The sequence below is a fragment of the Pedobacter sp. Leaf41 genome (assembly GCF_001422545.1).
GTDB lineage: Bacteria > Bacteroidota > Bacteroidia > Sphingobacteriales > Sphingobacteriaceae > Pedobacter.
On the sequence record NZ_LMLE01000001.1, the window covers coordinates 1475183 to 1490342 of the forward strand.

At 39.8% G+C, this 15160-nt stretch carries 7 protein-coding genes; all 7 read right to left on the reverse strand.

Features of this window, described 5'->3' with window-relative positions:
• Window positions 1-128: 128 nt before the first annotated feature.
• Window positions 129-2867, reverse strand: a complete 2739-nt coding sequence (locus ASE92_RS06255) for an alpha-L-rhamnosidase (RefSeq protein ID WP_056849176.1) — start codon at window positions 2865-2867, stop codon at window positions 129-131.
• 126 nt (window positions 2868-2993) lie between these two features.
• Complete coding sequence (locus ASE92_RS06260) at window positions 2994-5768, reverse strand: glycoside hydrolase family 2 (protein WP_056849177.1); 2775 nt, start codon at window positions 5766-5768, stop codon at window positions 2994-2996.
• Complete coding sequence (locus tag ASE92_RS06265) at window positions 5768-7186, reverse strand: sialate O-acetylesterase (RefSeq protein ID WP_235527292.1); 1419 nt, start codon at window positions 7184-7186, stop codon at window positions 5768-5770. The genes ASE92_RS06260 and ASE92_RS06265 overlap by 1 nt, the downstream gene beginning before the upstream one ends.
• A gap of 235 nt (window positions 7187-7421) precedes the next feature.
• On the reverse strand, window positions 7422-9251 hold the full coding sequence (locus ASE92_RS06275) for a hypothetical protein (RefSeq protein WP_056849179.1): 1830 nt from the start codon (window positions 9249-9251) through the stop codon (window positions 7422-7424).
• 161 nt (window positions 9252-9412) lie between these two features.
• Entirely contained in the window at window positions 9413-10339 is a 927-nt protein-coding gene (locus ASE92_RS06280; protein WP_056849180.1) for a glycoside hydrolase family 43 protein, read from the reverse strand.
• Between the two features lie 173 nt (window positions 10340-10512).
• Window positions 10513-11913, reverse strand: a complete 1401-nt coding sequence (locus ASE92_RS06285) for a glycoside hydrolase family 140 protein (RefSeq protein ID WP_056849181.1) — start codon at window positions 11911-11913, stop codon at window positions 10513-10515.
• A 3-nt stretch (window positions 11914-11916) separates the two neighbouring features.
• Complete coding sequence (locus tag ASE92_RS06290; RefSeq protein ID WP_056849182.1) at window positions 11917-15069, reverse strand: DUF6298 domain-containing protein; 3153 nt, start codon at window positions 15067-15069, stop codon at window positions 11917-11919.
• Window positions 15070-15160: the final 91 nt, after the last annotated feature.

Consider the following 15160-nt stretch of genomic DNA (forward strand, 5'->3'; position numbering starts at 1 on the left):
AATCTTCACATTTTAGCTCAACGGTACATTATCGTCGTTTTCCATCGCCTGGAGATTCTTCACTGCGTTCAGAATGACAAGCAGATTAGTTCCCTATTCTCCACTCTCTATTTCCTATTCCCGATCTCCTACTTCCCATTCACTACAAATTGATAATCACCCGAACCGATCTCATAAATCGCCCGGTTATTTTCCATTTTTATAAATTTCAAATCTTTAATTGATTTGATCTTTTCCGAAACCTCAGTTTTGCTTTTTGCAGGAATATAAACCATTGCCGTTGTATTTGGCGGAACGCTTAAATTCCAGGCAAAGGCGTTGCCTGCTTTACTATAATTGCTTTTAATCATACCATAAATTGAATTATAGCTGGCATTTACAGTGCTAAGTCCTTCAATTATTTCAGGCTTCATCGTGATCTGTTTAAAAGCAGCGTTTTCAGATTTAATCCCTGCAAGGTTTTCGTAGTACCAAATCAGTAAATCGCCAAGCATCATCACATGGTTTTGCGAATTCATTTTGGGATCTGCCGTATTACCATTCCATAATTCCCAAATGGTGGTGGCGCCATTTTCGACCATATAACCCCAGCTTGGATAAGTTTTTTGGGTAGCAACGGTATAGGCAAGATCTGGTCTGCCATAGTCATTCAAACAACGCATTAACCACTGAATCCCCACTAAGCCATTACTTAAATGACCTTTATTGGTTACTTCAACAGTGTGGGTGATATTCTTAAAAACCGTCTCTACCTTATCTTTCGGAACCATACCAAAATAAAGCGGAATGATATTATCGGTCAGGGCATTTGTAGCATAATATCCTTGCTGATTATAATACTTTTCATTGAATGCATTTTTAATCTTCTCTCCCAAGACTTCGTAGGTTTTTACATCTTCCTCATTACCAATTGCTCTTCCGAATTGTATCATCAAGTTTGTAAAGTGGTAATAATATGCTGTCGAAATCAATTCGGAAGGATATTTTTTATCGGCGCTTTTACCCCTTCCAAATTCAATTGTAATGGGTGGCATACACCAGTCGCCATAACTATCTTTAGTTAGAATATAATCCTTCATATAGCGATCCTGCATATAAGAAAGCCATTTTTTCATTGCAGGATAATTATCGCGAACGGAAGAAACGTCGCCTGTTTGCTTGTAAAGCATTTCTGTTACCAAAAGCATTGCCCCTGGCCAGGTCATGTTATCGCTGTAATAACGCCAGAACGCAGGCGCAACATCAGGAATTGCACCATCTTCTTTTTGCGAATTTCTAATATCCTGTAACCATTTAGCATAAAACCTGCCATTATCAAACAAGAAATTCTCACCATAAGCTACTGCACCTCTATCGCCCAACCATGGCATACGCTCGTTACGTTGCGGACAATCAACCGGAATGCCCTTATAGCTTCCTGCAATTCCCCACCAGGCATTTTTGAAAATCTGATTGGTTAGGCCGTTCGAAGTTTCAAAAGTTCCAACTGTTTTCATGTTATCGTAAACCATTTTCCCGACAAAATCATTTACTGATGGTTGGTAACTATATCCCGAAAGTTCTACAAACCTAAAGCCCCTGTAAGTGAACGTGGGCTCCCAGGTTTCGGTTTCCCCACCCTTCAAAGTGTACAAATCTGTACATTTCGCATTGCGAAGATTGGCCGTAAAAAGTTCTCCATTATCTTGCAGCGATTCAGCGAAACGCATTTTAATTTGCTTCCCTTTTATTCCCTTAATCTTTATTTGCAACCAACCAACCATGTTTTGACCCATATCAAGAATGTATCTTCCACCAGAAAGTTTCGAAATCGAAACCGGCTTCAAAGTATTCATCACCCTCATATTCTCATTCATTTGAGCCTCAATTACTCCGCTGGGTTCCTGTACAAATTCCGCTTTCAGCCACATGCTATCATCAAAACCCACTGTATTCCAACCGGCTGCTTCTTTGGTCGCATCATATTCTTCGCCATCGTATTCATTGTTCGTTCTAATCGGTCCATCCGCAGTACCTTTCCAACTATTATCGGTATCAATATTTGCCGTGCTACCATCTGTGTAAACAATATTGATATTCATCAGCATCTTCGGAAAACCAAACGTCTTTATTTTGTAAGGCTTTTCATTCTGGCGCATGGCGAAAAAACGTCCGTTACCCAAGATGGCACCAACAGCGTTTTTTCCGTTTTTGATGTAACTGGTTACATCGTAGGTATTGTACTTTACATTTTTAGTATAATCAGTTGGCGATGGGGATAATACATCATCGCCCACTTTTTTTCCATTGATAAAAAGCTCGTACAAACCTAAACCAATGATAGATGCTGTGGCACTTTTGACCTGCTTTGTATTTTGAAATTCCTTTCTAAAATATCTTGCTGATAAGCGTGAATCAGTTTTGATATTATCCCAGGCAAATGCCCTATCGAAGCCGATCCAACCTTTTGGCCAATCTTTGTAGTACAGTAAGCCCATAGAAAAATAATTTGTTGTAGACCAATTGCTTTGACCTGCACTTGTCCAGACTTTTACCTTCCAAAACGCCTTCAATCTACTTTTTAATGGCGCTCCATTGTACCTTACGTGAATTGATTCGCCCGTATTTACTTTTTGCGAATCCCATAGATCACCTTCATTTGCATTCAACTTTTCTGCAGTTGAAGAAACCAATATTTGATAAGCGGTTTGCATCACGTTTCGCTCTTTCGAAATGATATGCCATGCAAAACGCGGCTTTTGAACATCGATTCCAAGTGGGTTCTCTAGCATTTCGCAGGTCGTATTTTGCAAAGAAACTTGAGCCACCACTTTGGTTAATGGTAGTAAGCAAATACTGATTATCGCTATGTAAATTTTAATGTTCATTTATTTTTTTATTATCTTCAATTTTTCACTTCAGGCGGTCTTCATTGCAAAGCAGGATTTGAACGAGCTGAAGCAATCTAAATTCCCGAATTAGATTGCTTCGTCGTGCCTCCTAGCAATGACGGACTACCGCACTGAAAAATCAAAATACAAAGTCATATCCAATGATCTACTCTGGTCTTTATCGAAATCGTAAAATACATGTTTCATTCCCATTGGTCCGGTAGTTTCTGGTTTTTGCGTTTTGGTTCCTATTGCCGAGATTCCGTTCATAAAAGAAATGTCGCCCTTTGGAAACGTCGGGCTCATATTATCCCACTCGGTATCTTTCGATTTCTTTGGTGTAAACAACCTTAAAAATACGTCTTCTCTATCCGTTACCACTTTAAAAGATTGTTGTTTTCCAACAAATTCACACCAGTACATGTTCGAATAGTAACCTTTAAATTCAGGATATTTCCAGCCAGGTTCACCAGTTGCCGAATCGTTGTAATCCTTTTTCCAGATGCCAAACTGCTGTCCTTTCATCCTGTTTTTCCAAACCCGATAAGGCCCATTGCCTTTATATTCTACACTTTTCATCTCCGTTTCAGGATAAGAAAAGTTTAGACCAACAAATGTGGTAAAATAGGCTGAAGGAAAATATTTAACTTCCATTTTTAACCAGCCAGAGGGGTAAATTGTCCATTGTAAAGTATTCCAGCTTTCTTTTTTATCGAATTTAGATGAAATTACCAGGTTTTGACCATCCATTTTAGTGGTAAAATTTTTGAAGTTGTTTTCAGCTTCCTGCAATACTGGCCCATTAGCAAACGGAACTGTTCCATTTGCATTTTTCGCTTTTTGCAATAACCCTGTAGTTTTATTGAAAGTAAAGTCGATGCCATTTGCCGACACCTGATACGAATTTGCATCTTCCTTTAAATTTACTTTCGATGGTCCAGTGATTACGACCATTTTATCCGCGTCAGCTTTTGGTAAGGTAATTGGAAAACTCCAGGTAAATAACTCTTTACCATAAAAATCCTTTATGGTGAGGTAAAGCGCATCAAAACTCCTCCAGTCTGCAGGAAGATTAATTTGCAATTTTCCTTTTTCAAAAGGTTTAACGTTGGGCGCATCTGCTTTACCAGCCTTAAATTCCGCATCATTACCAGACTTTAGCTTCTTCAATTTCCATTCGTAAGTACATTGGTTGAGGTTCGTAAAAGCATAACGGTTCTCCAATAAAAAAGAGCCATCGAAACCAGCGGTCATCTCTCTTTTCTCTACAAAAACAGGGCTCCAAACTTCCTTAATGGTAAAAAAGCTACCCTCCTTTTCATGGTAAGGCCCCACAATACCATCGGGACCGTGATTTCCATCGGTATCTAATTCCCCATTTTTATCTGTACGTACAACGGCCTGGTCGGCAAAATCCCAAAGAAAGCCACCTGCTGAAAGCGGATTGTTCCACATCGCATTCCAGTAATCTTCTATGCCCGCACCGTGACCGCCATCCCACATACCATGCAAAAATTCTGTCGGCATTAAAATATTATGACCATGATCGTAATTTCCTATTCCGTAGTTAAACTCACGATAATGTGTGGTTTCAAATCCGTTAAATACTTCCCATGGATGGATTAATGGCCGCTTCTGAATGTCTTCTTCAGCAAAAAGATGATCGAGTTCGCGGTTATGTCCACCCTCGTTTCCATTTGCCCAGAATATAATTGATGGATGATTTTCGTCGTTCAGCATCATCTCTTTCATCAATTTTGTGCCTGTTGGCGTGTCGTAAGTGCCATGCCAGCCAGCTAGTTCATCCATCACAAATAAACCGAGCGAATCGCAAACCTCTAAAAAGTGGCCATCTGGAGGATAATGCGACATGCGCACTGCGTTCATGTTCATTTCTTTCATCAGCTCAACATCAGCTATGCTTATTTTTTTACTTGTTGTTCTGCCTGATGTCGGATAAAATGAATGCCTGTTTACTCCTTTGAATTTTATTTTAGCTCCGTTTACATAAACGCCGTCACGCTCTTTTACTTCGACTGTTCTAAAACCAATTTTTTTAGAAAGCTGATGGATGCCTTTCCCTTTTTTAACGAGCGAAAAGGTGGCTGTATAAAGGTTTGGAAACTCAGAAGACCAAAGTTCTGGCTGAGAAAACTGATGATTTAACGTCAATTGGTGAGTTCCTTTTTTAACCGCCATTGTAAACCTGTCACCAAATCGTTTCCCATCTTTAGCAAAAAGCTCCACTTCAATTTTATCGGCATCACCAGTAAATGCTACTTGAGCATTTAAATTTCCGTCTGCTTTGGCATCGATTTGTATTCTTTCAAAATGTGTTTGTGGCAAAGCTTCGAGATAAACAGGCCTGAAAATTCCGCCGAAAATCCAGAAATCGGCTTTACGCTCTGCTTCATTTATTGATTTATTTGCCGAATGTTTTGAAACTTTTACTTCCAGTAAATTCTCAGCATTAAGTTTCACCAGATTGGAAATATTATATCTAAATACATAAAAAGAACCCTGATGCACATTTCCTGCTAATTTTCCATTTATTTTGACTTCAGTATCCGTCATCGAACCCTCAAAAACAATATTGATTTGCTGGTTTTTCCACTTGCCGGGAACTTTAAATTTATACTTATAAAGGCCTTCTTCCTTTCCTTTATTTTCCTCTTTGTTAAAGCCGTAGTTATATTTACCAAAACCCTGCAATTCCCAATTGGATGGCACCGGAATGGTTGTCCACTTGCCTGAATTTGCACCGGAAGTGCAGAAAAAATCCCAGTTCACGGTATTGTCGTTCCCCGTTCCTGATAAATATAATTTTTCTGTTTGTTGCGCACTTGCAACACCAAACAACATAATCGAACAAAAGAAAAGTATAAATCTAGGTATCATTAATTGGCTTTAAATTGACTGGTTAAAGGGTTATCAGTTCTGAAAGGCAGTGCAGGTAAACCATTGCTATAAAAATTGCCTGATGGATTTTCTGTCCAATTGTAACGCACTGCTTTTGGATTAGGAATTTCTTTTGAAGAAACGATCACTTTTCCTTCTTTAATGTTCGCTTTTGCTACAACAAATCTTCCATCACTACCTGCAATGGTAAAACCCGTAATAGTGCTGCCTGCAATCGGTTTTAAATAATCGAAATTCATAATAGCCATATTGTTTTTAAAAGCAACGGTTTTATAAAGCGGACCAGAAAAATCAATTTTCTGGTTGTATGTTTTGCCTAAAGCTAAAAGTGCCAAGCGCCTTCCCACCTCCCATTTGTAGGTTGGATGTAAATCTGCTCCGTTGTCATTTAAATCAGATGTTGCAATCATCCCTGTATTTGGCAAACGTAAAATTTGCTGTTGAGCCTCCCAAAAATTAGGTTCCGTATCTTGCGTGAGCACAACTTTATCACTTTTTTGCTTACTATAATCGTAAGGTGCAATTTGAACATAGTAAAACGGAAGTTGTTCGCCCCAGGCCTTTCTCCATAAGTTAACCAATGTTTTAAGCTTGTAGGAATAACTAATGGTTTCATTTAAAAAGCAGTTGGTTTCTCCCTGGTACCACAAAAATCCGCGGACTTTAAACTTGGTTAGTGGCTCAATCATTGGTGTATAAAACTTGCCGGGGTCGTTGCCCACTTTTTGGTTTTTGAAATAGGCTTCCTGTGCAAAAGCCTCTGGTGAAATCCAGGGTTCAATGGCACTGCCAGAAACAGCAGAAGAAATCATTCCAACCGGAATACCCAATTTCTCTTGGATTTCTTTCGCGAAAAAATAACCGACCGCTGAAAATGCCCTTAAAGCAGAATCTTCTGCAACGGCCCAACTTTTATGAACAGAGTCGGGTTTTGCTAACTGCTTGCGGTTGACCAGGAAAATCCTGATTTGTTGATTATTTGCTTTTTCTACTTCATCAGATGGGAAACCTAGTTTCTCATTTTTCGGCTTAGGAATTTTTGCCAGTTTACGCATTTGATATTCCATATTCGATTGCCCAGAACATAGCCAAACCTCACCGACTAAAATATTCGTCAATTCAATTTTGTTAGTGCCTAAAAACGTCATCTTTTGTGGTTGTGCTGATGTTTTTAGTGGCGATAATAACACAGACCAATTGCCATTTTTATCAGTTATGGCTTGCTTTGTTTGTCCTGCAAAGGCAACTTCTACTTTTTCATCTGGTGAAGCAAATCCCCAGATGTTGATAGGCTTATCTCGCTGCAAAACCATATTACTCGATAAAATTTGCGGCAAAAGGATTTTGGCGTTGGCTGAGGTGGCGAATAGGGAAAGGAAAATTAGTAATGTCATCATTCCCGCGTAGGCGGGAATCTTAAAGTATTTTGCATTACTATTCTCAATCGAGCTAGGAACAACGATGCTGTCAAGCGAAGCACAAAAAAATCGAGAAATCCTTCTAAGCGACGACAAAGATTTCTCGGCTTCGCTCGAAATGACGGATTTGCCAAACACCATTACGAAATGTTTAGAAAGGCAAGTCGGTGAAACTCCAAACCCTAAACTCCAGACGCTAAACTTTTTTCCCATCCTAAAACCCCTCCGTTTTTAAATATTTAATTGAATAAACGGCTTCTTTCTTCTCAGATTCGCCAGCATTTTTCAAATCGTAAGTCTGGTCGGCAGGTGTATCCACGTTTGGAAAGCGACGAACTTCTCCAGTACGGAAAACAATACGCGAAACATCAGCCACCGGCTGAAAGGCTAAACTTAGCGACAATTCCTTTCCATTAACAATAAGCGAATAGAACCTGGTATGTGCATCCAGTTTCAACTTGATATCGTAGCTTTTTCCAGCTTCATATTTCATGAAGTTTTTGTAGCGAGCGCCCGCTTTTCCACTTAGATTTCCGGCGGTGTCAAATGTCAAACGAACGCTTGCCGTTCCTTTTGCATCCTGTAATTCAATCTCTAATAAACCGAAGTCATTTTGCTTTGGTGTAACTGAAAATGAAGTGATTATTTTTTTAGATGCAGGAAATAGACGTTCGGCCTTTGCATAATCAAAGGGATCTTTATCTTTCAATATCAAAGCGTGATCTTCTACTTTAACCGGTGCCCAAAGCGGACTATAAACATTCCAGTTTTCGAGCAACTTTGTGCTCGCAGGTTTAGCAAAATCATCATTTACGTGTTCCATAGCCTTATCTTTTACAGGCAAAGGCACCGAAGAAACCCAAATATCTTCTTTATTCATACTGTAAGTTACCCATAGTTTGCCATCGGCAGGTTTACCATTTCCTTCGATAATGCCACGAACATACTGTGGACCATAAGATTTGTAGTTTCCACCATACCGCATCGGGGTGATTTCGCCATTTATCAAAAGCAAATTGGTATAATCTAAACCATTTTTGCTGGTTGATATGGCTAAGGGCCACCGGTATTCCGACGGATTATAAACAGTTGCGTAATTTCCATCAGCAGTTTTTTGACCCCAAATTTTGGCATTGCTGTTTACAAAACCTGGCGCTCGAAAGGCACTCGCAGGCCAGCTTTTTCCGTTGTCAGTACTAATTGCGGTCAAAGCATTTTTCCATAAACCAACCACTCTTCCGTCAGGTAAATGATAATAACTAAACGCCTTATACTGTTTTTGTAAAGTGATTAGCGGGTCTTTCCTATCTGCTTCTTCGTTCCATTGCTGCGTCATTAACTTATTGGAAAGCAACTCTTTGCAAGCTTCAACGAAAGCTTTATTTTTACTCTTTGTAAAGTATGGATATTTAGTGTTTTTCTCTGTGTAACCAGGATTGTAGTGAATAAAATAAATGGGACCATATTTCCCATCGGCCTGAATTTCCCGAACTGCTCTACCAATTCCATGGCCATCGTTAGGGTCATCTTTAGCATCAAAACTAATTGCATAAAAACCCAGAACCAGAAACACATTTTTGGTAGAAACATAAAAACCCATGCGCTGATGCATAACGGCGTCTAAATCTTTAGCCACATCGGTTCTGCCTTCTTTTATGGTACCATCCGCAATTCTGTAAATAGGAAAAATTACGTCCGGTTTAGTCCAGATATAACCATCTGGTGAGGTTTGCAAAAAAGTTTGCCCTGGCGGAATACTTTCGCCAACCTTATCGCTTAGGTATTCTACATAGAATTTATTGTTCCAATAGGCCAACATTGGGGCATGGTTGTACGTCCAGCCAAAATTTTCGGCCAATTCTGGATGTTCTCTATTTGCCCTAAAAGTTTGAATATTATGTACTCCCATTACCGGCGACAGTTGCCCATGGTGATAATCTGCATTCACTAAAGTCTTCCCGGTGTAACGTACTGTATCCTGCGCTTGCAATGTTGATGATGCAAGTGCAAGTGATAATATCATATATAGTCTATTCAATTTCATTCTTCTTTTATTTTACCGTCATTGCGAGTTTTCGACTTTTCATCGAAACGAAGCAATCTTACAACGGGGGGTTCTCATTTCATGCCAACGCTTTAGGATTGCTTCGTACCTCGCAAAGTCGAATTTTATTTTGGCTGGTGAGATACCAACCGAAAGTCCTTTTATTTTTTCAATCCTTCAATCACTTTGCTTTTTACTTTAATAATGGTTCCGTGTTTATGTCCTTCTGGCACCGAAACCTCCGAAGTCACGTCTTTAAAGTTTTTAAAATCTGATGTTTTGTAAGCCGAATAAATTTTTTGGCCATAAGCATCAAAATAAATCAACCAATCATTTTTCACTTTAACTACTGTTGGCCCCTCGGTTAACTTCGGACTGAAAGTTTCTGAAACATCTCTATACGGACCTAAAGCATCCTGCCCAAAAGCTACTTTTAAATTTCTATTCGGGCGGGTATTATCCTTCAAGACCAAAACATAATCCTTTACAGCCCGTTTCACAATTACAGCATCAATTACACTAAAACCAGGATCTAAAAACAAGTTAGGTTTTGAGAAATTGTTAAAGTCTTTGGTGGTAATGCTATACATCCTGTGGTTATTTTCTTCTTCCTCTATACCTTTAGCAAAACGGAATGGAATGGTTGATGCCCAGATGATTACAAATTCGGCTTTTACTTCATCATAAAAAATTTCCGGTGCCCAAACATTTACTGTTTTAGGCTCACTTTCCATTACCGGGAGGAATTTTTGTTCGCTCCAATTAATCAAATCTTTTGAGCTGGCATAACCAAAACCTTTGTCGCCTTTCCAGCTGCATGTCCACACTAAATGAAAAGTTCCATCTGGTCCTTGTGCAATGGATGGATCGCGTAAAACTTTCTGTGTACCTACCGAAGGTTTCAAAAAAGTTTTATTTAAATCTGTCCAATGGTAAGCATCGTAACTATATAAAAAGCGTAACCCATCAGTTGCAGGTTCATGGAACGACGTAAATAGATACCCTTGTTTTGAACAAGATGTTATCACGCACAAAGACAGTCCGATGATGGCTAAACGTAATGTTGATATGAACTTTGCTTTAAACATTTATTATTTTTTATTTTAACTGCGTCTTTTCCGCGTAGGCGGTAATCTTAATGCAATAGCCAAGTAATGGTTGCAATCGCTTTAAGATTCCCAACTAAATTGGGAATGACGACCGTTCTAACAAACCATTTAAGGCTTTGCCTTGAACCTCGCAATAGCGTCAAACCTAACTCCTAAACCTTATCCAAAACCAAAACCCAATCGTTACCATTTGCAGGTTCTCCTGGCGGATTGAATTCTTTTACTCCCTTATTCTCAAACTCACCAATTGTGGTAAATTTTCCCGTCCGAGGATCGTACCATGAAGCCTTCACCTCATCTCCATCTATTTTGCCAAGCTGTACACTAAAAGTTTTACCCGTGTAGATGTAAAACATCGCGTACTCCTCTCCCCGTGTGGCTAAAACTTTATCATATTTTTCACCATTGGTTCCTGCAACCATCGTTTGATCAGGTACCCGATCAAAATAAGACCGTGATAACATTAAGTCTTTCAGAAATTTCATTTGCTGCGCTCCCGGAGCGTTTATTGCGGTAATCCACTGATCTTTCGGACCGTACGCAGGTTTCAAATCAGTTTTTTTGTACATCTGCATCACCGAATTATGGCCATAAGTGTAGCCGAAGGCTCCGGCAAAAACCGACCAATAGCCATATCTTCTTACATCAGCGTCGTTCCAGCGTGGCTGTGTAACGTCATGCAATCCTTGCGGAATATCTTCGTATGACGGTTCACCATCAATGGTAGGTTTTGCTGGCTTCAGTTTATAATCGCTTTCAATGTATCTCCAGTTGTCTTCGCCATAATGTAATTTTTCTTTTGCTGAGGTATCTTGCTCATAACGGCGATGACCAGATTGAATCATGTCAAAATCATTCCATTTTGCATCGTGAAACCATGCCGAAGAAGCAGTTCTTCCCCTCGGGTGAAAAGTGATCAAATGATTTGGATCATTTGCTCTCAATGTTTCGCCAATCGCATTCCAGACTTTTAAGCCGTCAGTTCCTTTAATGTCGCCACCATTTAACCAGATAATATTCCACTTATCACGGTATCTTTTTGCGAGGAATTCAGCATATTCTTTCGCCTGAGCCTCATTTACTTTTTTCTCTTTTACATTTGTTCCCCAAACCGGAACGAGCGCCATGTAAAGTCCTTTTTCGGCAGCTTTGTCAACCACATAATCAATATGATCCCAATAATCGTAAGCAGTAGAATCCTTGTAATCGTTTTGTTCGGTTAAAACTGGTTTAGAAACATGTTTATTCACCAAAGCAGAATCGCCATAGATATTTTTAGCGGCCACATCATGCAAAACCATCACCTGAATGACATTGAAACCTTTTTGTTTTCTATCTTCCAGGTATGTATTGGTTTCTTCCCGATTTAAGCGGCTAAACAATAACCACCCCGTATCGCCCAACCAAAAGAAGGGTTTTCCATCTCCGGTAGAAAAATATCTTCCATTTTCAGAAATCAGTAGACTTTTATCACCAAAATGTGGTTTATCCTTGCATCCAAATGCCAGGATTGATACTAAGAAAACCAGAAATAGTTTAAATTTTAAATTCATGTATTAAATTTTGTTGATGATAATTACCTCATCGCCCGTTCCGACCTTACTGAGTTTTACAATTGCTCCTGCGTTTATTTTTTCTTCTTTTAGGATCTTTCCATTTCGAGTATTTAAAACTTTCATACTGAATTTTCCAGCTACTTTACTGAGATCGAGATTTATTGATTCGCCTGATGCATTGTACAAAATGTAGGCTTTACCTTTATTTTCCAAGCCATATTGCGCGGCCGATTTCCCGGCAGGAAGGAATGCTTTCATGGAAGAAGCATTGCTTAAGAAATTTTTATCAAACCCTTGAATATTGGAAAGCGAACCGCCCGCCATGAAAGTGGCCCAACCGAAAGAATCGTAATTATCACCTGAATAGATGACAGCTTTCGCTGGAAACTTCTCTTTATATTCTGAAACTGCATGGTAAACTTCTTCAAACGAAGTTTTCTTTGGTTTTAACAAGCGGGCATGTTGCCTTGGTGCCAAATTAAGGCCGCCTTTTGGTGCATAAGCAGTTCCGTCTGCCTGGTAATGCCAATATCTGATATCGATCAAATCGACCACATCTGCCCTCGATTTATCAGCCAGGATTGCATCTTGAACATCTTTAGTTACACTTAAACCAATAATCGGATGCTTGCCGGTTTCCTTTTCCCATTCTTTAATGGTGTCAATCCAGAATTGTACAAAATGTAGCGGACCGGTAAATTCAGCACCAATAAGTTGAATCACGCCAGAATTTCCATCAAAGTTTTCCAGACATTTTCTGATGTACGCTTTGTGGATCGCTTTGCGATTTTCATTGCTGATATCATAAAACTGTTCAGCCATAAAAATCCGTTTATCTCCGGCATAAGGTACAGGTTCTGGAAAACCGGTATTGTTAATGTTGTTGGCTGTACGCCATGGAAAATCGGCATAATGGGCACCTGCTTCTATAATATTATGCTGAAAATAGTGTTGATGAATCAAGACCAGACTTTTTTGATCGGCAAGAGTTGCAAAAGTTTTTAGCCTATCCCAATACCAAAGATTATATTTTGTGATGTCGTACTTACTCAAACCGTCCCAAGCCTTTTCCTGTCCGCTACGGGCGAAAGGCAACTCATAAAATGGCGCCCAAACTTCACCGTCCATTCTGCGAATGCGTTCATGATCATCTCTCCTTCTATCGTACCATAGCCCGTAATTATGATCCAAAACTTTTACAGAACCATTTTGCATAGAGTCTGTGATCTCATTCAAATCATCGGTAAGACCATTTCCTTCACGACCAGGAACGAAACGGGTAGCATGGAATTTAGTTTTCTTCAACCCATACGGGCGGGCACTTCCATTCCACCAGGGTACATCCTGGCGATTGCCCACTACCACTTCGCTACCACGAACCAGCCAACCATTTTTAATGGTCATCGCCGCTGCAAGGACAGGTTGAATCACTTTCTCCACGCCAATTCTATCGATGCTTTTTGCCTGATTTATGTCTGTAGAGATTTTATTTCTTTCTGTTGCCGAATCAATATATTCTGAAATAGTTAGTGCAGGTTTATAGGCTAACTTGGTTAATTTTTGCGCAACGTCAACAGGTGGGCTGCTCGAAGCCTCTGTTTCTACCGGAAGTAAAAATGTCCTTCCCTCAACTTCATTCCCTATTCTATCTTTGAGTTGTGCATAATACAAACTCCTTGGCTGGATTTGTTCGTTCGACATGTCCCAATAACCATTTCCAGAAAACTGTGCCCATGTTCCAAATGCCCAGTTTTGAGCGGTTGGTGGTTGAGGATTATCAACCCTTGCTGCACTGCATTGCCAAAAAACACTATTAGCGGCGCTCCATCCGGCACCCTGCCCATCCTGACCACGATTTAAATAACTTAATGCTTGCCCATCTACGTTTACAATATCAAACAAAACGCCAGACGCCCAGCTATCAATTGTACCACTGAAACTAAAAGGCAAATAAGATTGGCATTGTACGAAAACATTTGGTCCCGGTGCACAAAAGCCAACCGCAAAATCATGATAACCAAACTCCGCATACAGCCTTTGAAAAAGCGTTTGCTGTCCTGTAGTTAAAAATGTATTTCTTCTCTCTCCACCGATCTCTGAAATCGGCGCAAATGATTTACAATCTTCAACAGTAATGCGTTTTGAGGTTTCTAAAACAGTTACCGCTGAGCCGGCGAAGTGTTCAAAAACAACCTGTCGAATCCAGGCATCTTGCACATTCTCCAGGCAAATCGCCGTCCAGCGATGGTATTCATCTTTAATATTTTCTTTGTGATAATCGGATTCTATTTTTAAATTTTCAATTCCTCCATTGTTGATTCTTCCATTCCAGTCATATTTGGAAACGGTTGCACCACCAAATTTCGCATCTAATGCCGTGGTAAGTGGCGCATCTAAAGTGATGGTAGAACCATTTATTGCCATAATTTTTCTATCCCAGCGGATATCTCTTGTTCCCGGTTTCCAGCCCAAAGCGCTCTCGCCACCTCCAAACTCAGCCGTTTTTAAGGTGTCGATCCATTCTTTTGTAGATGGACGGTTAATCAGGATCTGATCGCCGACTTTGAAACCATTGATACTAGCTAAGGTGAGCTGATTTGCATTTACAGGAACATAGTTATCGGTGATAGCAACGGGGTTTTGTTCTGACCGATCATCTTTGCCTAATATTCTGATTACCCCAATCCGATCTAAGCCAGTTGCAAAAATTTTCGTGCCACCAACACCAAATCCACTACCACGAAGAACTACACCTGATGCAGAGATTTTTAGCGTTCCTGCCACTTCATAAGTTCCTTTTTCGAGTAAAATAGCACCACGCAAACCATCTTTTCCGATAGGTAACTTTGAAACATAATTAATGGCAGATTGAATTCTTATTGTGGCATCGCCCTTCGAAACCGGAACCACTACTTTAATTGTGGCATCTGGAATCGCTTTTTCACCAGCCATGTAACCCGCATAAGAAAAATCAGGTATGCGGTTTCCCTCGGCATCAGGGGTGTAGGCCAATTTGCCATCCTTACTCTTGAAAAGCGGTTTTGGTGGTTCTACTGGTTTTATCTTTTGAGCAAAAGAAAAATTTGTAACCAAAAAAAGTAAAGCCAGTATGGACAATACTTTAGAATTATATATATGGTTAGTTTTTGGCATAATTTAATTTTTGACCACTAAGGCACGAAGACGCCAAGGATGCATTTTTTTTAACGTTTCCATCATTGCGAGAAACGAAGCAATCCTACTA